This is a genomic window from Aureimonas glaciei (genome assembly GCF_014643375.1).
GTDB classification, from domain to species: domain Bacteria; phylum Pseudomonadota; class Alphaproteobacteria; order Rhizobiales; family Rhizobiaceae; genus Plantimonas; species Plantimonas glaciei.
Window position 1 is genome coordinate 174,955 of record NZ_BMJJ01000005.1, and the last position, 21,481, is coordinate 196,435.

Here is a 21,481-nt window from a genome sequence, read left to right on the forward strand (position 1 = left end):
CACTCTGAGCCGGCATGGCAGCGACACCGTCTCGGAATGGGTCCCGGATCAAGTCCGGGATGACTAATTTCAGGACGTCGGCGACATGCGCCGGCTGTCATCTTCCAGCGCCAGTGCGTTTACCGCCGGCAACGATCGATCCCCTCACCACCACCCAGAAAGCCGCCATGTCCGACGTCACCCTTCCCCACGCCAAGCCGATGATCGAGCGCCGCTGGTCCGAGACCGTCTGGAGCTACGTCACCTGGGCCGCGCTGGCGATCGCCCTCGTCTGGAGCTGGGGCCCGGCGGAGATGGGCCGCTGGACCTATCTCTTCACCGATGCCGACAACATGGCGCAATACGCCTCCGGCTTCCTGTCGCCGGACTTCAAGGACTGGAATTATTACGTCGGCGAGATGATCGTCACGGTGCAGATCGCGCTGTGGGGAACCGTGCTCGCGACGATCCTCGCCGTGCCCTTCGGCATCCTCTCGGCGAGCAACATGACCCCCTGGTACATCCGGCAGCCGACGCGGCGGCTGATGGATATGTTCCGCGCCATCCACGAGGTGGTCTTCGCCGTGCTCTTCGTCGTCGCCGTCGGCCTCGGCCCCTTTGCCGGCGTCATGGCGCTGTTCATCCACACCACGGGCATTCTGGCGAAACTGTTCTCGGAGGCTGTCGAGGCCATCGATCCGCGTCCGGTCGAGGCGATCCGCGCCACCGGCGCCTCGAAGCTGCAGGAAGTCGTGTATGGCGTCATTCCGCAGGTTCTGCCGCTGTGGATGTCCTATACGCTGTACCGGTTCGAATCGAACGTCCGCGCCGCGACCATCCTCGGCCTCATCGGCGCCGGCGGCATCGGCCAGGTGATGTTCGAGACGATCCGCGGCTTCTACTATTCGCAGGCGGCCGCGGTCCTCATTCTGGTGGTGCTGACCGTGATCCTGACCGACCTCCTGTCCCAGCAGCTGCGCAAGCGGGTGACGTAAGCCTTGCGCGTTGCGATCTACTTCACCCCGCCGGCCGGGGCACCGCTGGCGCGCGCGGCGGCCGAATGGCTCGGCCGCGACGCCTTTCTCGGCACGGCGACGCGGGACACCGATCCGCTCATCGACCCGATCGTGGCCGAACCCGCCCGCTACGGTTTTCATGCGACCATGCGGGCGCCGTTCACGCTGGCGGACGGATGCGAGCTGACCGATCTGGACGAGCGGCTGGCGCGCTTTGCGGCTTCGCGGCCCGCCTTCCGCCTGCCGGCGATCCGGCTGGCGCAGCTCGGCCGCTTTTTCGCTTTGGTGCCCGCCGCTCCCGATGCCCAGCTGGCGGAGCTCGAAGCCGACACGGTGACGACCTTCGAACCCTTCCGCCGTCCCTCGACGCCGGAAGAGATCGCCCGGCGCCGGCCGCAGGACCTCAGCGAGCGCCAGCGTGGCCATCTCCAAACCTTCGGCTACCCCTATGTGTTCGAGGACTTCCGCTTCCACATGACCTTGACCGGCCCGGTCGATGCGGCGCAGACAGAGGCCGTTCATGCCCTGTTGACCGAGCGCTTTTCCGCCTTCGACGGCGCCGCCCTTCCGGTCGATGGCCTCGCACTGTTCGTCGAGCCGGCACCAGGCCAGCCCTTGCGCGTGCATTCGCTTCATTCCTTCGACGCGCGTTGAGCGTCCACTGCCAGAGCTTTCAAGATGTCCCATGAGACCGTTCTTTCCAATGCCCGCATCGTTCTGTCCGACCGCGTCGTCGACGGGCACCTCGTGCTGCGCGACGGCCTGATCGCGGCCATCGGCGAGGGTCCGGCGACCGGCGAGGACATGGGCGGCGACACGCTCGTCCCCGGTCTCGTCGAGCTGCACACCGACCATATCGAGGGCCATTACCTGCCGCGGCCGAAGGTGCGGTGGAACAAGCTGGCGGCGATCCAGGCGCATGACGCACAGATCGCCTCCTCCGGCATCACCACCGTGTTCGACGCCCTGCGCGTCGGCATGGACGAGAATGCCGACATCGGCGCCCGCGATATGCGCGACATGGCCGACGCCATCGCCCGCTCCGTCGCCGAGGACCGGCTGCGCGCCGACCACTTCATCCATCTGCGCTGCGAGGTTTCCGCCGGCGACGTCGTCGAGGGCTTCGAGGCCATGATGGGCAACGAGCTGGTGAAGCTGGCCTCGCTGATGGATCACGCGCCGGGCCAGCGCCAGTTCGTCGACATCGACACCTACCGCTCCTACTACCAGGGGAAGATGAAGCTGTCGGACGCCGAGTTCGACACCTTCTGCCGCCGCCGGATCGAGGAATCCGAGGCCAATGCGCCGGGAAGCCGCATTCACATCGCCGCCCGTTGCCGCGAGGAAGGCATCGCGCTCGCCTCGCATGACGATGCCACGCTCGCCCATGTCGCGGAGGCGATCGGCTTCGGCATCGCGCTCGCCGAATTCCCGACGACGATGGAGGCCGCGCGCGCCTCGCACGAAGCGGGCCTGAAGGTGCTGATGGGCGCGCCGAACGTCGTGCGCGGTGGCTCGCATTCCGGCAATATTTCCGCCTTCGACCTCGGCGAGGCCGGCGTGCTCGACATCCTCTCCTCCGATTACGTGCCGTTCAGCCTGATCCAGGCGGCCTTCCAGCTCGGCGCCGAGCGGGCGGACTTGGCCGCGGCGATCCGCCTGGTGACGAAGAACCCGGCCGAGACGGTGGGGCTCACCGATCGCGGCGAGATCGCCGTCGGCAAGCGCGCCGATCTGGTGCGGGTGCGGCCGGTGCAGGCCGAGGCGCCGGTGGTGCGCGCGGTGCTGCGCGAGGGCCGCCGCGTTGCGTGATGGTTGGGAGGAGCGTCCCGCCGGTCCCTTCATCGCCGTGGTCGGGCCGAGCGGCGCTGGCAAGGACACCATTCTGGCGCTGGCGCGGCCGCATCTTCGCCCCGCCATCCGCTTTGCCCGGCGCATCATCACAAGGGTGTCGCAGGTCGAAGCGGAAGACCACGACTGCCTCGACGAGGCTGCCTTCGAGGCGGCCGAGCGCGAGGGTGCCTTCTGCCTCAGCTGGGCGGCGCACGGGCTGCGCTACGGCCTGCCGGCCTCGCTCCTCGCCCATTGCGAAGGCGGAGAAGCCGTCGTCGCCAATGTCTCGCGCCGCGCGCTCGGCCCCGCCGCCCAGCGCTTCGCCCTGCTGCATGTCGTCGAGATCACCGCACCGCGCGCGCTTCTGGTCGAGCGCATCGCCGCGCGCGGGCGCGAAAGCGCCGAGGAGATCGAGGCGCGCCTCGCCCGCAACGTCGCGCTCGATGTGCCGTCGGGTGCGCATGGGCCGCATCGCATTGACAATTCCGGCCGGGCCGAGGATGCGGCGGCCGACTTCGTCCGCCTCGTGGACAGTCTCGTCAGCGGCACCCACTCTGCGACCTGAGGCCAACGGTCCCGGTGCACCCCGCGCGGAAACTGGCGAAAAGACTGTCTATCAGGGGCCTTGCCGTCGCGACGATGTCGAACTCGCGCTCCAGCCGCAGCCATTCCGAAAACAGGCCGACCATGGCGCAGAAATAGGCGTTGGCGGCCAGTGCCGGCGTCCAGTCCCGGCCGAGGCTGCCGACCAAAGCGGCGCGCTCGAAGACCTCGATCAGCACCTTCTTCATCCGTTCGTCATCGGCGCGGCGGCTGACCAGGGCCTCGCGCATTTCGCCGACGTATTCGCATCGCAATAAAATGATCGTGTAGACCCGCTGCGCGCGTTGGTCCGTAGCGAAGCCGGCAATGGCATCCATCGTCGTGGTGTAGAGCAGATCGAGGCATCGATCCGAGCGCGTCATCTCGCCGCCGTGAAAAAACGTCTCCTGCGGCAGTCGGGCCCTGTCCTGCATGGCCTTGAACAGGTCGACCTTGCCGGAAAAGTGCCAGTAGATGGCGCCCCGCGTCACCTCCGCCGCCGCCGCGATCTGGGCCAGCGACGTGCGTCCGACGCCGCGTTCGATGAACACGGCTTCGGCCGCGTCGAGGATCGCGGACCGGGTTTCGAGAGCTTCTTCCTTGGTGCGGCGCACGGGGCCTCCTTGCTTACATGCATCTATGAATGTATGGATGCTGCATTGCAATAGGCCGTGCTGCGGTTCGTTTTGGGTCTCGTCATGAATTCACTTGGTTTTTCGACCCTTCGCGCGGTGCTGGTTCTGGCCGCCCTCTCGCCCGCGGCCGCGCTCGCCCAGGCGCCCGGCGGCGCCGCGCCCCCGCCGCCGGCCGTCACCGTCGAGACGATCGCGACCCGCGCGCTGCCGATCACCTATGAATATGCCGGCCGTGTCGCCGCCTCCCGCGAGGTCGAGGTGCGCGCGCGCGTCGCCGGCATCCTGCTCGACCGCGCCTTCGTCGAAGGCGCGCGCGTCGCGCCGAACCAGGTCCTGTTCCGCATCGACCCGCGCGAGTTCGAGGCGCAGGTGGCGCTGGCACAGGCGCAGCTGCAGCAGCAGCAGGCGACGCTCGGCCAGGCCCGCCGCACCGAGGAGCGCCAGCGCGCGCTGACATCGCGCGGCGCCGCCTCCACCGCGACGCTCGACGACGCCACCTCCAGCCGGGAACTGGCCGAAGCGCAGGTCGCGGCGGCCGAAGCCAATCTCGAGACGGCGCGCCTGTCGCTCGCCTATGCCACCGTCACCGCGCCGGTCGGCGGCGTCACCAGCCTCGACCAGGTGCCCGAGGGCAGCCTGATCACCGTGAATGCGCTGCTCACCAAGATCTCCCAGCTGGACCCGATCTACGTGAACTTCTCGGCCGCCGACACCGAGGCGATCGCCATGCGCAAGCTGATCGAGGACGGTGCCGGCAACCGCAACAGCCTCTCGGTCGAGGTCTCCTTCGGCGACGGCAGCACCTACGGGCAGAAGGGGACGATCGACTTCACCGCCTCCAGCATCGACACCGAGACCGGCACCATCCTGTCGCGCGCCGTGCTGCCGAACCCGGATGTCCGCCTCATCCCCGGCCAGTTCGTCCGCGTCACGGTCTCCGGCCTCGAGATCGAGGATGCGGTCACCATCCCGACGGTGGCGCTGATGCAGGGACCGCAGGGTCCCTTCGTCTTCACCGTCAACGAGGAGAACGTCGTCGGCGTCCGCCCGATCAAGATCGGCCGGGAGCTCGGCGACAACATCCTCGTCACCGAGGGCCTGAAGAACGGCGACCGCATCGTCACCGAGGGCGTCGTCAAGGCGCGGCCGGGATCGCCGGTCAATCCGGGCGGCGCGGCAGCGCCCGCAACCGCTGCCGCGCCGGCCGGCGGGGCGACGGCCGAAGCGCCAGCCGCGCCGACCGAAGACGCCGCAGCGACGCCCGCCGCTCCCGCTCAGCCCGCCGAGACGACCGAAACCGGCGACGCGGCGAAGACGCCCGCCGGGGAGGCCGCGCAGTGAATTCCCGCTTCTTCGTCGACCATCCGGTCTTTGCCGCCGTCATCTCCATCGTCATCGTGCTCGCCGGCGTGATGGGCCTGCGCGCGCTGCCGATCGAGCAGTATCCGCAGCTCGTCCCGCCCGAAGTGGTGGTGACCGCCTCCTATCCCGGCGCCAGCGCCGAGACCCTCGCCCAGACCGTCTCCGCCCCGCTCGAGCAGCAGATCAACGGCGTCGAGGGCATGATCTACATGAAGTCGACGAACTCCTCGTCGGGTTCGGCCTCGGTCACCGTCACCTTCGCCAGCGGCACCGATCCCGACCAGGCGACGATCAACGTCAACAACCGCGTGCAGCAGGCGGTCTCGTCGCTGCCGACGGAAGTGCAGCGCCTCGGCGTCACCGTGGTCAAACGCTCGTCGTCGATCCTCGCGGTTCTCACGATGACCTCGCAGGACCCGCGCTACGACGCGACCTACGTGTCGAACTACGCCCTCCTCTACGTCCTCGACGAGCTGAAGCGCCTGCCCGGCATCGGCGAGGCGCAGCTCTTCGGCCAGCGCAACTATTCCATGCGCATCTGGCTGCGGCCCGACCAGCTCGCCCAGTACGACCTGACCCCGACCAATGTCGCCGACGCGATCCGCGAGCAGAACGCGCAGTTCGCCGCCGGCCAGTTCGGTGCCGAGCCGAATGCCGGCCCCCTCGCCTTCACCTATTCCGTCACCACGGCGGGCCGGCTGCCGGACGTGCAGGCCTTCGAGAACATCATTCTGAAGTCCAACACCAACGCCGCCTCGCTGCTCCTCAAGGACGTGGCGCGGGTCGAGCTGGGCGCCCAGGACTACGGCTTCAACGCCACCTATAACGGTGACGCGACGGTGCCGATCGGCATCTACCTGCAGCCCGGCGCCAATGCGCTGGACACGCTGGCCGGCGTGCGCACGCGCATGGACGAGCTGAGCGCGTCCTTTCCCGACGGCGTCGAATACGCCATCCCCTACGACACCACGAAGTTCATCTCGGCCTCCATCGAGGAGGTCATCGCCACCTTTATCGAGGCGATGATTCTCGTCTTCATCGTCGTCTTCATCTTCCTGCAGAGCTTTCGCGCGACGCTGATCCCCATGCTCGCGGTTCCGGTGTCAATCATCGGCACCTTCGGCGTGTTGCTGGTCCTCGGCTTCTCGATCAACCTTCTGACGCTGTTTGCGCTGGTGCTCGCCATCGGCATCGTGGTCGACGACGCCATCGTGGTGCTCGAGAACGTCGAGCGCATCATGACGGCCGAAGGCCTGCCGCCGAAGGAGGCGACGGCCAAGGCCATGGGCGAGGTGACGAGCCCGGTCATCGCCATCGTGCTGGTGCTCTGCGCCGTGTTCATCCCCGTCGCCTTCCTCGGCGGCCTGGCCGGCACCATGTACCGCCAGTTCGCGGTGACCATCGCGGTCTCGGTGACGATTTCGGGCATCGTCGCTTTGACGCTGACGCCGGCGCTGTGCGGCATCATCCTCAAGCAGTCGCATGGCAAGCCCTGGGCGCCGTTCCGCTGGTTCAACGCCGGCTTCGGCAAGCTCACCAACGGCTACGGCGCCGTCGTCGGCTTCCTGATGCGCCATGCCTTCGTCGCCCTCATCCTGTTCGCCGCCATGTCCGGCGCCACCTACTACCTCTTCACCACCCTGCCGGGCTCGCTCGTTCCCGACGAGGACCAGGGCTCGAACTTCGTCGTCGCGATCCTGCCGCCGGCCGCCTCGCTGTCGAGGTCCACCGCCGCCATGGCCGATGTCAGCACGAACATCCGCGCCAATCCCGCGGTCCAGGACGTCGTCGCCTTCGCCGGCTTCGATCTTCTGGCGGGTACCCAGAAGACCAGCGCCGGCGTCGCTTTCGTCACGCTGAAGGACTGGGGCGAGCGCACCGACCCGTCCGAAGACGGCCGCAACCTGCCGGGCGCCTTCATGGGCGCCAATGCCGGCATCAAGGACGCGATGGTGCTGGCCTTCAACCCGCCGCCGATCCAGGGCCTGTCGACCACCGGCGGCTTCGATCTCTACGTCCAGGACCGCGGCGGTGCCGGCGCCGATGCGCTGATCAAGGCGACCGACGCGATGGTCGCCGCAGCGGCCAAGCGGCCGGAGCTGGCCGGCGTGCGCAGCACGTTCAGCGCCAGCGTGCCGCAATACAGGATCGACGTCGACCGCGAGAAGGCCAAGGCTCTCGACGTGCCGATCGCCCAGATCTTCACCACCATGCAGGCGACCTTCGGCAGCCTCTACGTCAACGACTTCACGCTGCTTGGCCGCAACTATCAGGTCTCGCTGCAGTCCGAGGCGCAGTTCCGCGAGCGGCCGGAGGACCTGAAATACGTCTTCGTGCAGGCCAATTCCGGCGCGATGATCCCGCTCGACACGCTCCTGAAGGTCGAGCGCGTCGTCGGCCCGGACCTGATCGAGCGCTACAACGCCTTCACCTCGGCCAAGGTCAGCGGCGGTCCGGCCCCCGGCTTCTCCTCCGGCCAGGCCCTGACGGCCATGCAGGAACTCGCCGCGGAGCTTCCGGAAGGCTACGACATCGCCTGGACGGGCTCGGCTTACCAGGAGATCTCGACCAGCGGCACGGGCGGCATCGCCATCGGCTTCGGCATCCTGATGGTCTTCCTGATTTTGGCGGCGCAGTACGAGAAATGGTCGCTGCCGATCGCCGTCATCCTGGCGGTTCCCTTCGCCATGTTCGGCGCCCTCCTGGCGATCTACCTGCGCGGGCTGGAAAACGACGTCTACTTCCAGATCGGCCTGGTGACCCTGGTCGGCCTGGCGGCCAAGAACGCCATCCTGATCGTCGAGTTCGCGGTCCTGAAGCGCGACGAGGGGCTCAGCGCCTACGACGCCGCGCTGGAGGGAGCCAAGCTGCGCTTCCGGCCGATCATCATGACCTCGCTCGCCTTCATCCTCGGCGTCGTGCCACTGGCGATCTCCACCGGCGCCGGCGCCGCCAGCCGCCATTCCATCGGCACCGGCGTCATCGGCGGCATGCTGTGTGCGACCTTCGTCGCCATCTTCTTCATCCCGCTGTTCTACAAGCTGCTGGCGGGCAAGCAGAAGGGACCGAAGGTCGCGGCGAGCGAGGCACCGAAGGAGCACGCCCCGGCGGCGGGCTGAGCCCGCGCCGCCATGCCCCGCCGGCGCCAGGGGAATCGGGAGCCGGCGCCGTGAGCCCCGGCATCCCGGGCACAGGCACCAGAGCCCGCCCCGGACGGCGGCTCCAAGGGTTGCGCCGCGCCCCGACTGCGACTAGCAAGCAGCCCAAGCTCTGAAAGGGCGACTCCTTCCCCTGGTCATTCAATGATATGACCTGCTCGAAGCGTCGAAGCTTCCCCCTTCCGGGGTGCCGCGATGCCGGAGAACGATGCTTGGCCACTGACACAGACACGGCGCATGCCCCGCGTGAGCCGGCTCATCCGCGTGAATTCAGGACCCTGCTGCTCGGCTGTATCGGCGTCGTCTACGGGGATATCGGCACCAGCCCGCTCTACGCCCTGCGCGAGGCCCTGGTGCATGCCAGCGGCGACGGTCTCGTCGACACCGAGGTGATCGGCGTCGTCTCGATGCTGATCTGGTCGCTGACGCTGATCGTCACGATCAAATACGTGCTGCTCATCCTCAATGCCGACAACAATGGCGAGGGCGGCATCCTCTCGCTGATCGCCCTGGCGATGAAGGCTCTGGGAAGGCGCACTTTCCTGATCGTCATCGGCATCATCGGCGCCTCGCTGTTCTACGGCGATGCGGTGATCACGCCGGCGATCTCGGTGATGTCCGCGATCGAGGGGCTGAAGCTGGTGACCCCGCGGCTCGACGGCTGGGTGCTGCCGATCACCACCGTGATCCTCTGCCTCCTGTTCTTCGTCCAGAGCCGCGGCACAGGCAAGATCGCGGCCTATTTCGGACCGATCACCCTGGTCTGGTTCCTGGTGATGGGGCTTCTCGGCCTGATCCATATCGGCGACCGGCCTGACATCCTGACGGCGCTGAACCCGATGCGGGCCGTCACCATGATCATCGACCACGGCTGGCTGTCCCTGGTCATTCTCGGCTCCGTCTTCCTGGCGATTACCGGTGCGGAGGCCCTCTATACCGACATGGGCCATTTTGGCCGCAAGCCCATCCGCGTCGCCTGGTTCGGCCTGGTCTTTCCGGCCCTCCTCTTCAACTATCTCGGCCAGGGCGCCCTGATCATGTCGCGGCCCGAGGCGCTGGAGAACCCGTTCTTCCTGCTGGCGCCCGAATGGGCCCTGCTGCCGCTGGTGATCCTGGCCACGGTCGCGACCGTCATCGCCAGCCAGGCCGTCATCACCGGCGCCTTCTCGCTGACCCAGCAGGCGATCCAGCTCGGCTTCCTGCCGCGGCTGGAGATCCGGCACACCTCGGAGGAACAGTTCGGGCAGATCTACATCCCGAAGGTCAATTTCTTCCTGTTCGTCGGGGTGATGTTCCTGGTCTGGACCTTCCAGTCCTCCGGCTCCCTGGCCAATGCCTACGGCATCGCCGTCACCGGCGACATGGTGGTCACCTCGACGCTCGGCTTCCTCGTCTTCTGGAAATGCTGGAAGTGGTCGCCCTGGCTGGCGGCGGCCGTGATCGTCCCGCTGCTGTCGCTCGAGCTGATCTTCCTGTCCTCCAACATGCTGAAGGTGCTCGACGGCGGCTACGCGCCGCTCGGGCTGGCCGTGATCCTGTCCTTGATCATGTGGACCTGGATCCGCGGAACCCGCATCGCCTACAGCAAGGCGCACCGCGAGAGCATCGCGCTCAGCGATCTGACGCGGATGCTGGAGAAGTCGAAGCCCATGCGGGCGCGCGGAACCGCAGTGTTTCTGACCTCCGACACCGAGCTCGCGCCGAGCGCCCTGATGCACAACCTCAAGCACAATGGCGTGATCCACGAGCGCAATCTCATCATGACCATCAAGGTCGAGAATGTTCCGCGCATTCCGCTCGAGGATCGCGTTCAGATTGAGCCCGTCTCCGAGCTCTTCACCCGCGTCTTCCTTAATTACGGCTACATGGAAGAGCCCAATGTGCCGAAGGCCCTCTCGCTCGCGAAGAAGAAGGGCCTGAAGTTCGAGATCATGTCGACCTCCTTCTTCCTGTCGCGCCGCGCTTTCAGGGCGACGTCGCAGGACGGCATGCCGCTCTGGCAGGACCGCCTCTACATCTCGATGGCCCTCTCGGCCGCCGATACCTCGGGATTCTATTGCCTGCCGACAAATCGAGTCGTCGAAATGGGGCAACAATTCACAATTTAGCGTCATGCTTGTGCTCTAAGGCTCAGGCCGCAGGGATCCTGATATGCACTTGATCGATCGAGCAGAGACGGGCGAACGCGCCGGGACGGGCGTCGACGGCGCCGATCCGGACGGCGCTGCCGCGTGGAGCGCTGCCGAGCCGGACGAGGCGTGCAAGGAGCCGAGCGCCACGGCCTTGGCGGAACCCGATCCTCTGCCCCTGAGCAAGCGCAAGCTGGCCGAGATTCTCGTCGACATCGCCGAAGATCCCGCGCGCGAGCGTGTCTCTGTCGCGGACCTGCTCCTCGCCATGCAGGATCGCGCCTTCGGGGCGCTGATGCTGATTTTCGCCATGCCGAACGCCTTGCCGACGCCGCCCGGCACCTCGGCCATTCTCGGTGCACCCCTGGTCTTCCTGGCGGCGCAGTTGATGCTGGGGCGCAAGCCGTGGCTTCCCAAGGTGATCGCCAACCGGTCGATGACGCGCACCGATTTCGCCACGATGATCGGCAAGGTGGCGCCCTGGATCACGCGGGCCGAAAAACTTCTGAGACCGCGCCTCGTGGTGGTAGCCCGGCCGCCGGCGGAATATCTGATCGGCGCCCTCTGCCTTTTGATGGCGATCATCCTGGTGCTGCCGATCCCGCTCGGCAACATGCTGCCGGCCTTTTCCATCTGCCTGTTTTCCCTCGGCCTTCTCGAGCGTGACGGGGTCTGGATCCTCGTCGGGGCAGCGACCTCCGTCGCCTCGGTCGTCCTCGTCTCCGGCGTTCTGTTCGCCCTCTTCAAGGGTGCCCTGTTTGTCTTCTCGAACGCGTTCCTGTAGCCGAGGGCATCACCCGCCGCGGTGAGCGAGTCCTCGGGGTCGGAGTGCCTGTTGCGCGGCTTGCCGTTCGCGGGGGCATACCGCTAGGGTTCGCCGACCAGCGGAGGCAGGCAGACAGGAGAACCGATTGAACAAGTCAGTCGCATTGGGACCCACCAGTCCAATGCACATTCGGCTGTCGAAGATCATCGACCTGTCCGCTGACGATCAGCAGGCCATCGCCGAGCTTCCCGTAACCATCCGCGACTTCTCGGCCGACCACGACATCGTGCGCGACGGCGACCGCACGCAGCACTGCTGCATCGTGCTCGAGGGCTTCACCTGCCGCTACAAGGTGATCAGCGACGGGCGACGTCAGATCCTCGCCTTCAACATTCCCGGCGACATTCCCGATCTCCAGAGCCTGCATCTGCAGGTGATGGATCACAGCCTGGCGACTCTGGTGCCGAGCCGGCTCGGCTTCGTCGCCCACACCCACATGCGCGACCTCTGCGAGCGGCGTCCGGGCGTCGCCGCGGCGATGTGGCGCGAGACGCTGATCGACGGCGCGGCCTTCCGCGCCTGGATCACTGGAATGGGCCGCCTGTCGGCCCGGGCGCGGCTGGCGCATCTCCTGTGCGAACTGCTGCTGCGACTGGACGCAGTGGGTCTGGCCGACGGCTTCCGCTACAGGCTTCCGCTGACGCAGGCGGAGATCGGCGACGCGCTCGGCCTCAGCGTCGTGCACGTCAACCGCATCCTGCAGGATCTGAGGGCCGAGGGAATCATCGCCATCGACCGCCGGACGGTCAACATTCTGCATTGGGACGGGCTGCGCGCCATCGGCCAGTTCGATCCGGCCTATCTGCATCTCAAGAACGGCGCCACCGCCATCGATTGACGAGACGGCGCCGCGATCAGTTCGGCGGGCGGTAGTCGCGAAGGAGAATGCGCAGGGCCGGCTCGTCGACGAGATTGGCCGCCTCTTCCTGCGCAAACCATTGCCGGGAACGCTGGGCAGCCTCCGGCCAGATCTCGTCGAGATAGCGCACTTCGAGCGGAAAGACCGTGACGGTGCAGCGGACCGACGAGCCGTCGTCGGCGAGTTTGTCGTACTCATAGGCGCCGACGGGCTGCTTGCTCGACTTGCCGATCACGCCGGCCTCCTCGAAGGCTTCCTGCGCCGCCGCCTTGTGCGGGCTGCGCAGCTTCATCGGCCAGCCCTTGGGGATGATCCAGCGCCGCGTACCGCGCGATGTCACCAAGAGGATGCGCAGTCCACCGTCCGTCCCGACGGCGTAGGGCAACGCGCCGTATTGTACGTTCCCTCTCTTTTGCGCCAATGCCATCTCCAAGGTCCCGGGCTGCCAGCCCAGGATCGATTAGTTTGTATTCATGCCTGAGGATATCCCGGCTGCGACGTCCGCCCGCGGGAGCAGACTAACAGCGATCCGGGAGGTGACCCGACTGTGCATGATTCGTGCCATCTTTGACAGCGAAGCTTGCTTGATGCCTGCGCCGAGTCGAAGAGCATATATGGTGCATCCGCCGCCGGAACCAAGATGGTGCGCACGGCGCGCGGCCCGATCGAGGGTTCCAACGGGACCCGCCGCCTCGTGCCGATGGGATCACAACGCCGCGATGAGCACCGGCGGGCGACGGCCACACTTCGTAACAAATCATCCCGTGCTGGCCATCAATCGCAATCTGAATGTCCGAAATCCGCCACGGCGCGGGACGACCTTTGCTGCAGTGCAATCGAAGGAGATGGGTCGCCATGACGACGACGATAGGTCAGCGGGTCAACGCCATCGGCAGACGCGTGCTCGCCCAGACGGCGATGTCGGCGACCGTGATGACGGGGCTGCATTTCGCCTCTGTCGCCGATTTTCCGCCGGCACGCTGGATCTTCGGCCCCGACAGCGCCCCGCAGGCGTCGACGGCAAGCGCTCCCCATGCGCAGACAGAAGGTGGGTCCCCGGTGCGCGTCGTCACCCTGTCGCCCGGTTCCAGCGCCGCCGTCGTGCCGGCCGGCCTCGGTGCGCCGGCCGCAAGTCCTGCTGCAGACGCGATTGGGCCATCCGGACAGCGGATCGCGATGGTCGCGCCGGCGAAGGAGGAGGCCTGCGGCCTGGCCTGCACGCCGGTGCCCCAGGCCGTCGCGCACCCGACGCCGCGTCCCGTTGCACCGAAGGTCGCCACCGCGAAGCCGAGCGCCCAGCCGGGCACGGCGCGGCCAGCCATCGCACGGGACATGCGGGACGAGGCGCGAGTGCTGGCGGAAGAGCCGATGCCCGTGGCGGCCAGCATGCCCGACGACATTCCGATGCCGCCCCCGGTTCCGGCCGAAACCGGCTTCGCCCTCGCCGACCTGATCCCCGGCCACCAGATGGTGGTCGAGGGCGTCTCCTTCGTCGGCAACCAGGCCCGCGGCGTGGTGACCGGGGTCGCCAGCGGCGCGCTCGATCTCGTCCGTCGCTAAAGTTTTGGCGGGGATGGCTTTTCTTGGAATCGCCGTCCCGCTTGGTGCCTTTGTCCCTGCGAGACCGGCTTCGGCAGGGTCGGCTGGAACGCGATGGCGGGCGAAATGCCACGTCATCGCGGCCCGCCCCCGCCGACGCTCCATCCGTCAGGCCGCAGCGCTTCCCTGCGCCGGCGCGACGGGCAGCCGCACGGACTGGCGCAGCCCCCCCTCCGGACGGTTCTCGATCCGAACCGTGCCGCCGGCCTGGTCGATGATCTCCTTGGCGATCGCCAGGCCGAGACCGGCGCCGGGGCGGGATTTTCGCCGGCCGGGATCGACCCGGAAGAACGGCTCGAACACTCGGCCGAGAAGCGCCTCGGGAATGCCCGGCCCATCGTCCGATATCTCGATCACCGCCCACTCCCCGTCCCGCCGAATGGCGACCCGCGCGCCGCCGCCGTGCGAGGCGGCATTGTCCACGAGATTGCGCAGCGCTCGCTTCAGCGCCAGGGGACGGCCCTCCACCAGGAGGCCGGGGACCGCCTGCCAGTCGACCGAAAGGCCGAGATCGCGCAGTTCCTGGCCGATCTCCGCGACGAGAGGGCCGAGCGGCACGCCGCCCTCCGCCTTCTGGTCCGAGACCTCCTCGCGCACCAGCCGGATGGCGCTGTCGGCGATCCTGTCCAGTTCTTCCAGGTCCTTCAGCCAGGTCCCCTGCTCCTCCGGCGGCAGGAACTCGGCTCGAAGGCGCATGCGCGTCATCGGTGTCCGCAGGTCGTGGCCGGCGGCCGCGACGAGGCGCATGCGGCTTTCCATGGCCGTCTTCAGCCGCGACGACAGGCGGTTCAGCGCGCGCGCCGTGGCGCGGACCTCGACTGGCCCCTTTTCGTCGATGTGGAGGATCTCGCCGTCGGGCCCGACCGAAGCGATCGCCGTCTCCAGCATGCGCAGCGGACTGACGATCTTGTTGGCGGCCAGGATCGCCACGGCGACCGAGCCGAGCACGACCACCGTAAGATAGGCCGTCAGCGGCCGGATCGAGGATTGGGGCAGCGCCGGAAAGGGCAGATAGGCCCAGACATCGCCCTTGAGGGGAATGCCGAGATAGGTGTCACCGTCGATCGTGGCGACGACCACACCGAAGGCTTCGCCGATGCCGGCCAGCGCCGCGTTGATTCCGGCCGTCTGCTGCTGGCTGATCGTGTCGGTGGCGGGCGCGGGGCCCGTCTTCACCCCGAGGCGGTCGGCCTCTTCCACGGACCCCTTCAGGACCGCCGAGACGAGCCGGGCCTCCTGCGCGAAGGCTCGGTCGAAACTCTGCCGGCGCGGCGGATCGATGATGGAATAGGTGACGAAGGCCGCCAGCACGGCGACCGCCGTGACCGCGATCATCAGCAGGAGGGTGAGACGCGCGTGCAGCGAATTCATGCCGGCGTCTCCAGCCGCTCGACATGGGCGGCGAACTGGTAGCCGCCGTTGCGCACCGTCTTGAACAGCCGGAACACGCCGCCATCGCCGAACTTCCGGCGAAGACGGCTCATCGTCACGTCGATCGAGCGGTCGAAGGGATCGATGTAGCGGCCGTGCAGAAGATCGAGCAGCACGTCGCGCGACAGCACCCGGCCGGGCCGTTCGAGGAAGATCAGGAGGAGGTCGAATTCCGCACCGGTCAGCTCGATCTCCGTGCCCTCGGCGTCGCGCACGCTGCGCCGCCCGGGATCGGCGCTGTAGCCCTCGAACCGGTAGCCGGCGGCCGGCAGCGGACCGGCTTCGCCGCCGCGATCCGGGCCGCCCCGGCGCAGGACGGCGCGGATCCGGGCGGAGAGCTCCCGCGGATTGAACGGCTTGCCGAGATAGTCGTCGGCGCCCAGCTCCAACCCGACGATGCGGTCCACATCCTCCTTCAGCGCCGTGAGGAGGATGATCGCCAGATCGGGCCGGCGGTCGCGCAGTTCGCGGCAGAGATCGAGCCCCGAGCCGTCCGGCAGCATGACGTCGAGCACCACCAGGTCGATGGCGGCATCCAGCAGCTTCTGCTCGCATTCGCGCCGGCTGCCGGCGAGGATGGTGTGAAACCCCTGGCCATCGAGATACCGGCCGAGCAGCCGGCGGATTTCGAGATCGTCGTCGACGACCAGCACCCTGATCCTGTTTTCCATGCCTGGCTCCTCGCTCCGCCCTCCTCTATCCCGCATCGCGGCGCCGCCCGCGACCGCAATTTTGTTGCAGAACATGTCGAGAAGCGGCGCCGATGCCTGGCGCGCAGCGGCGGGCGGAGCTTGGATACGTTTCGTAACAGATTGACATTTCCGTTCCATACAAGCGCCAGACAATGCGATTACCTATGTAAGCGAAGGCAGGGGACGGGCACGCCCGCTCCTGCCGCGACCACGGTGCCATCCCCCCTCTGGTGCTGTGGTAGAGCCGGAGCGTCCCTGGACGTTCCGGCTCCACCCCGCTTCCGCAGCCTGCGAGACCGCCATGCGCCAACCGATGATCCTTCTTGCCTTGTCGCTGGCCGTGAGCGCGATCGTTCCCGCCGGGGCGCAGGACGCCGTGGCACCCGCGGCGGCGAGCCTGACCGTGACGACCGACGCGGTGCGCAGCGAAACCGTGGCGACCAGGATTTCGGCGACCGGCCTCGTCATCGCCGCCGAGGAGGCGACCGTCAGCGCCACTGCCGGGGGCCTGGTCCTGACCGAAGTGCTTGCCCACGAGGGCGACCAGGTGGCCGCCGGCGAGATCCTCGCCCGGCTCGACGGCGCGCTGATCGAGGCGCAGATCGCCGAACAGGAGGCGGCGATCGCCAGTGCCGAGGCGAGCTTTGCCACGGCCGTTTCCGCGAACGAGCGCGGCCAGCGCCTGGCCAAGACCGGCGCCCTGTCGGCCGAGACGGCGGAAGAGCGGCAGACCACGGTGAAAACCACGGAAGCGGCGCTGGCCCAGGCCCGGGCCGCGCTGGGGACGCTGCAGGTGCAGCTCGACCGCACCATCGTGCGCGCGCCCTTCGCCGGCATCGTCTCGGCCAAGCCTGCAACGCTCGGCATCACCGTCCAGACCGGCACCGAAATCATGCGCGTACAGCGCGACGGCGCCCTGCGCGCCGCCATCGACGTTCCCGAGCAGTATCTCGCGGCCCTGTCGACCGGCGACGGGGCCGCGGTGACGGGACCTTCCGGCAAGACGATCGACGGGACGATCGCCCTGATCGGCGAGACCGTGGATAGCGCCACGCATATGGGCCGGGTCGAGATCGGCCTGCCGCCGCAGTCGAACCTCAAGGCCGGCATGTTCGTGCGTGCGACCATCTCGGCCGGCGGCAGCCCGGCGATGACCGTCGCCGAAAGCGCCCTGACCTGGCGCGACGGCAAGACGGCGGTCTTCGTGGTCGCCGCGGACAACGCCGTCGCGCTGAAGCCGGTCGACGCCGGCACGCGGCAGGATGGGCGCGTCGCCGTCACCGGCGACCTCGCCGAGGGCGACCGCGTCGTCACCGCCGGCGCCGGCTTCCTCAACGACGGTAACACCGTCCGCGTCGTGACCGAGCAGGCCGCCAGCGGAGAGCCCGTCCAGTGAAGAACATTTCCGCCTGGTCGATCAAGAATCCGATCCCGACCATCGTCCTGTTCCTGACTCTTGCCTTTGCGGGCGTCTGGGGCTTTGCCCAGCTGCGCATCAACAACATGCCGGACATCGATTTTCCCATGGTCACGGTGACGGTCGTGCAGACCGGGGCCTCGCCGACGGAGATCGAGACGCAGGTCACCGAGATCATCGAAAACGCCGTCAACACGCTCTCGGGCGTCGAGAGCGTGACGTCCACCGTATCGGAAGGCTCCTCCGTCACCGCCATCGAGTTCGCGCTCGACACCGACCTGACGCAGGCGACCGACGACGTGCGCAACGCCGTCACCTCGGTTCAGTCGGATCTGCCGACGGCGGCCGAGACACCGCTGGTCGCCCGCGTCATCATCGGCGACAATTCGGTGCTGACCTATGTCGTCGACGCGCCGTCGATGAACCCGGACCAACTATCCTGGTACATCGACAACGACGTCTCCAAGGCGCTCCTGAAGCTCGACGGGGTGTCGAAGATCTCCCGGTCCGGCGGCGTCAACCGCGCCGTGCTGGTGAAGCTCGATCCCGACCGGCTGGCGGCGCTCGGCGTCACCGTGCAGGACATATCGCAGGCGCTGGCCGCCCAGAACGCCAACCGCTCGGGCGGCCGCACCATCGTCGGGTCGAGCGAGCAGTCGGTGCGCACGCTCGGCCGCGTCGATTCGATCGAAGCCCTCGGCGATACCCGCATCACCCTGTCCGACGGCAAATCGATGCGCCTCGCCGATTTCGGCACGATCGACGACAGCTGGGAGGAGCCGCGCTCGCGCGCCCGGCTGAACGGCAAGGAAGTCGTCGCCTTCTCCGTCTTCAGCGCCAAGGGATCGAGCGAGATCGGCGTCACCAATGCCGTTCGCGCGGCCGTCACCGCTTTCGACGCGGCGGACGACAAGGCCGAGTTCACCGAAGTCACGTCGTCCTCGACCTTCGTGCAGGAAAGCTATGACGCGGCCCTGGAGGCGCTGTGGATCGGCGCGGCGCTCGCCATCGTCGTCGTCTTCCTGTTCCTGCGCGACATCCGGGCGACGCTCGTCGCCGCCACCGCGCTGCCGCTGTCGCTGATCCCGACCTTCGCCGTCATGGCCTGGCTCGACCTCTCGCTGAACAACATCACGCTGCTGGCGCTTTCGCTCGTCGTCGGCATCCTCGTCGACGACGCCATCGTCGAGATCGAGAACATCGTCCGGCACATGCGCCAGAGCGGCAAGACCGCCTATGAGGCGGCGATCGAGGCCGCCGACGAGATCGGCCTGGCCGTCGTCGCCACCACCATGACCATCGTCGCGGTCTTCGTGCCCGTCGCCTTCATGCCCGGCATTCCCGGAAAACTGTTCGTCAGCTTCGCCATCGCCGTCTGCGTCTCCGTCCTGTTCTCGCTGCTGGTCGCCCGCACGCTGACGCCGCTGATGGGCGCCTTCTTCATCAGGGCCGCCGGCGGCGACAGCCATGACGACACGCCGAATTGGGTTTTCGGCTATCTCGCCGTGCTGAAGCAGGCGCTGCGCTTCCGCTGGCTGACCGTGCTGATCGGCATCGCCTTCTTCGCCGGCTCGATCATGCTCGCCTTGCAGCTGCCGACCGAATTCATGACCGCCTCCGACCGCGGCCGCTCGCTCGTCTCGGTCGAGATGCAGCCCGGCTCGACGCTGGCCGAAACTGACGCCGTGGCCCAGGCGGTTTCGGCCAAGCTCGCCGCCGAGCCGGAAGTCGCCTCGGTCTTCACCTCCATCGGCGCGGCGACCGAGGGCGGCGGCGGGCCGCAGCGCGGCACGACCGCGAGCGTCACCTCGGCAACGGTCACCGCAAACCTCAAGGAACGGGCCGACCGCGACGTCAGCCAGCAGGAGTTCGAGAAGCGCTCGGCGCATCTCTTCGACGACATCCCCGGCGCCCGCATCCAGTTCGGCGCCGACGGGCAGTCCGGCTCGAAGGTCTCGATCACGCTCGTCGGCGCCAATGGCGACCTCCTCGCCGAAACGGCGGCGCGGCTCGCGGTCGAGATGCGCGGGATCGAGGGCGTCAACAACCCGATTTCCAGCGCCGCCGCGGCCAAGCCCGAGCTCGTCATCACCCCGGACAAGGCGAAGATGGCCAGCCTCGGCGTGACCTCGCAGCAGATCGCGACCCTCGTGAACGTCGCCACCCTCGGCGACAACGACAGCGCGCTGGCGAAGTACAATCTCGGCGACCGGCAGGTCTACATCATCCCGACGCTGACCGACGCCGCCCGCGGCGACCTCAGCCAGATCAAGTCGCTGATGATCCGCGGCACCAGCGCCACCGTGCCGCTCGATTCCGTCGCCAGCTTCACCTTCGGCGCCGGCCCGACGAGCATCAGCCATGTCGACGGCGACCGCACCGTCGCCGTCGAGGCCGAGCTTTCCGGGCTGACGCTCGGCCAGGCCCAGGCGGCGATCAACAAGCTGCCGGTGATGCAGAACCTGCCGGCAGGAATCGCCCAGCGAGCCGAGGGCGACGCCAAGCGCATGGCGGAGCTCTTCTCCGGCTTCGTCATGGCGATCGCCGTCGGCATCCTCCTGATGTTCGGCACGCTGGTTCTCCTGTTCAACTCCTTCCTGCAGCCGATCACCATCCTCACCGCTTTGCCCCTGTCGATCGGCGGCGCCTTCGGCTTCCTCTATCTGACCGGCGCCTCGATCGCGGTGTCGGTGCTGATCGGCGTGCTGCTGCTCATGGGCATCGCGGCGAAGAACTCCATCCTCCTCGTCGAATACGCCATCCTCGCCCGGCGCGGCGGCATGGAGCGCGGCCAGGCGCTGATCGAGGCGGCGACGAAGCGCGCCCGCCCGATCGTCATGACCTCGATCGCCATGGGGGCCGGCATGGCGCCGATCGCGCTCGGCATCGGCGCCGATGCGGAAAGTCGCGCGCCGATGGCCATCGCCGTCATCGGCGGCCTGATCTCCTCGACCGTCCTCAGCCTCGTCTACGTGCCGGTGGTCTATACCGTGATGGACGATCTCGAGCGCTTCGCCGGCCGCTGGCTGTCGAAGCTGCTGCCGCGGCAGGCGAAGGTGCTGCCGGCGGAATGAGGCGCGCCGCGTCCTGCCGCGGCAGGGCGCGATGACGGAAAGGTCAGGGCGATGTCAGTCGCTGGCGGACCGTTCGGACGGCCAAGCGGTTGTGCGGGGCCGGTGGCGATCTCATCTAGGATCCATCGGCGCAGGACGCCGCCACGATCACGATCCCATGGGAGCCAGACGATGGACACCAGAGACCGCGAGGCGATCGAAGGCCTCTTTTCCAAGCTCGGCGATGTCGAGCGCCAGGCCGGACCGCGCGACGCCGAGGCCGAGCGCTTCATCGCCGACAGCCTGAGCCGCCAGCCGGGCGCGCCCTACTACATGGCGCAGACCATCGTCATGCAGGACCTGGCGCTTGCCAACCAGCAGAAGCGCATCGAGGAACTGGAGCGCGGCGTGCAGGGTGCCGGTGAAGCCCGGCCGGCTGCGGCCGACGAGCGCGAGCCGGAAGGCGGGATGCTGTCGCGCATTCTCGGCAGCGGCGGCCGGCCCCGCTCAGTCCCGAGCGTCGGCGCCTCTCGCCCGGGCAGCGCCTGGGGCGGCGCTGCCGGCCAGGACCGGGGCATGAATGCGCAGGGCGCTCCCCAGCAGGGCGGCCGCGGCATGGGCGGCGGCGGCTTTCTCGCGGGCGCGGCGCAGACGGCCATGGGCGTCGCCGGCGGTCTTCTCCTCGGCAATGCGCTCGGCAACATGTTCGGCGGCAACGAGGCGCAGGCGGCTGATGCGACGCCGGCGGCCGAGCCCGCGGACACGGCATCCGACACCGCCGACCAGGGCCAGGAGCCGGACGTCCAGGACGCCTCGGCCGATGACGGCGGCTGGTTCGGCGGCGATGATGGCGGCTTCGACGGCGGCGGCTTCGACGACATCTGACCGCGCCCGGAGACGGCCGCGCCGG

General features: G+C 68.0%; 17 protein-coding genes. 13 read left to right on the forward strand and 4 right to left on the reverse strand.

The genetic code is table 11. From position 1 onward, the window contains the following. The first annotated feature begins 167 nt into the window (after window positions 1-167). Genes phnE through phnN form a run of 4 tightly spaced genes read left to right on the forward strand, consistent with a single transcriptional unit; the run spans window position 168 to window position 3,393 of the window. Window positions 168-974 (forward strand): phosphonate ABC transporter, permease protein PhnE, encoded by an 807-nt coding sequence (gene phnE, locus IEX88_RS12535; protein ID WP_210319270.1) that lies wholly within the window; start codon window positions 168-170, stop codon window positions 972-974. 3 nt (window positions 975-977) lie between these two features. Further along, a complete protein-coding gene (locus tag IEX88_RS12540; protein ID WP_188851055.1) occupies window positions 978-1,649 on the forward strand; it encodes a DUF1045 domain-containing protein in 672 nt (223 codons plus the stop codon). Between the two features lie 24 nt (window positions 1,650-1,673). Further along, the gene (locus IEX88_RS12545) at window positions 1,674-2,807 is read left to right on the forward strand and encodes an alpha-D-ribose 1-methylphosphonate 5-triphosphate diphosphatase (RefSeq protein WP_188851057.1); all 1,134 of its coding nucleotides are present in this window, start codon (window positions 1,674-1,676) and stop codon (window positions 2,805-2,807) included. After that, window positions 2,800-3,393, forward strand: a complete 594-nt coding sequence (gene phnN, locus IEX88_RS12550) for a phosphonate metabolism protein/1,5-bisphosphokinase (PRPP-forming) PhnN (protein WP_188851059.1) — start codon at window positions 2,800-2,802, stop codon at window positions 3,391-3,393. Before IEX88_RS12545 ends, phnN begins: the two co-directional genes overlap by 8 nt. Here phnN and IEX88_RS12555 read toward each other — a convergent pair. Further along, window positions 3,368-4,024 carry a TetR family transcriptional regulator gene (locus IEX88_RS12555; protein ID WP_188851061.1) on the reverse strand — a complete coding sequence of 219 codons (657 nt, stop codon included), beginning with the start codon at window positions 4,022-4,024 and terminating at the stop codon, window positions 3,368-3,370. The two genes, phnN and IEX88_RS12555, sit on opposite strands and share 26 nt — an antisense overlap. Window positions 4,025-4,108: 84 nt before the next feature. Between IEX88_RS12555 and IEX88_RS12560 the strand changes: the two genes are divergently transcribed. From IEX88_RS12560 to IEX88_RS12580, 5 genes are all read left to right on the forward strand, one after another. Continuing rightward, on the forward strand, window positions 4,109-5,386 hold the full coding sequence (locus tag IEX88_RS12560) for an efflux RND transporter periplasmic adaptor subunit (RefSeq protein ID WP_188851063.1): 1,278 nt from the start codon (window positions 4,109-4,111) through the stop codon (window positions 5,384-5,386). Beyond that, a complete protein-coding gene (locus IEX88_RS12565) occupies window positions 5,383-8,526 on the forward strand; it encodes an efflux RND transporter permease subunit (protein WP_188851065.1) in 3,144 nt (1,047 codons plus the stop codon). The genes IEX88_RS12560 and IEX88_RS12565 overlap by 4 nt, the downstream gene beginning before the upstream one ends. A 251-nt stretch (window positions 8,527-8,777) precedes the next feature. Further along, a complete protein-coding gene (locus IEX88_RS12570) occupies window positions 8,778-10,673 on the forward strand; it encodes a potassium transporter Kup (protein ID WP_244640120.1) in 1,896 nt (631 codons plus the stop codon). Window positions 10,674-10,848: 175 nt separating this feature from the next. Continuing rightward, the gene (locus tag IEX88_RS12575) at window positions 10,849-11,478 is read left to right on the forward strand and encodes an exopolysaccharide biosynthesis protein (RefSeq protein ID WP_244640148.1); all 630 of its coding nucleotides are present in this window, start codon (window positions 10,849-10,851) and stop codon (window positions 11,476-11,478) included. Between the two features lie 127 nt (window positions 11,479-11,605). Beyond that, complete coding sequence (locus IEX88_RS12580) at window positions 11,606-12,358, forward strand: Crp/Fnr family transcriptional regulator (protein ID WP_244640122.1); 753 nt, start codon at window positions 11,606-11,608, stop codon at window positions 12,356-12,358. Between the two features lie 16 nt (window positions 12,359-12,374). Here IEX88_RS12580 and IEX88_RS12585 read toward each other — a convergent pair whose 3' ends face one another. Further along, window positions 12,375-12,764 (reverse strand): NUDIX hydrolase, encoded by a 390-nt coding sequence (locus tag IEX88_RS12585; protein ID WP_244640124.1) that lies wholly within the window; start codon window positions 12,762-12,764, stop codon window positions 12,375-12,377. Between the two features lie 470 nt (window positions 12,765-13,234). On the opposite strand from IEX88_RS12585, the gene IEX88_RS12590 reads away from it, so the two are divergent. After that, a complete protein-coding gene (locus IEX88_RS12590) occupies window positions 13,235-13,939 on the forward strand; it encodes a hypothetical protein (protein WP_188851072.1) in 705 nt (234 codons plus the stop codon). A gap of 147 nt (window positions 13,940-14,086) precedes the next feature. Here the strand turns inward: IEX88_RS12590 and IEX88_RS12595 are convergent, their stop codons facing one another. Further along, complete coding sequence (locus tag IEX88_RS12595; RefSeq protein WP_188851074.1) at window positions 14,087-15,349, reverse strand: ATP-binding protein; 1,263 nt, start codon at window positions 15,347-15,349, stop codon at window positions 14,087-14,089. Further along, window positions 15,346-16,080, reverse strand: a complete 735-nt coding sequence (locus IEX88_RS12600) for a response regulator transcription factor (RefSeq protein WP_188851076.1) — start codon at window positions 16,078-16,080, stop codon at window positions 15,346-15,348. Before IEX88_RS12600 ends, IEX88_RS12595 begins: the two co-directional genes overlap by 4 nt. A gap of 322 nt (window positions 16,081-16,402) precedes the next feature. Between IEX88_RS12600 and IEX88_RS12605 the strand changes: the two genes are divergently transcribed. The 3 genes from IEX88_RS12605 (at window position 16,403) to IEX88_RS12615 (ending at window position 21,456) form a co-directional block, all read left to right on the forward strand. Then, window positions 16,403-17,497, forward strand: coding sequence for an efflux RND transporter periplasmic adaptor subunit (locus tag IEX88_RS12605; RefSeq protein WP_188851077.1), 1,095 nt, complete (start codon window positions 16,403-16,405; stop codon window positions 17,495-17,497). Next, entirely contained in the window at window positions 17,494-20,592 is a 3,099-nt protein-coding gene (locus IEX88_RS12610) for an efflux RND transporter permease subunit (protein ID WP_188851080.1), read from the forward strand. The genes IEX88_RS12605 and IEX88_RS12610 overlap by 4 nt, the downstream gene beginning before the upstream one ends. Before the next feature lie 171 nt (window positions 20,593-20,763). Continuing rightward, on the forward strand, window positions 20,764-21,456 hold the full coding sequence (locus IEX88_RS12615; RefSeq protein ID WP_188851082.1) for a DUF2076 domain-containing protein: 693 nt from the start codon (window positions 20,764-20,766) through the stop codon (window positions 21,454-21,456). Window positions 21,457-21,481: the final 25 nt, after the last annotated feature.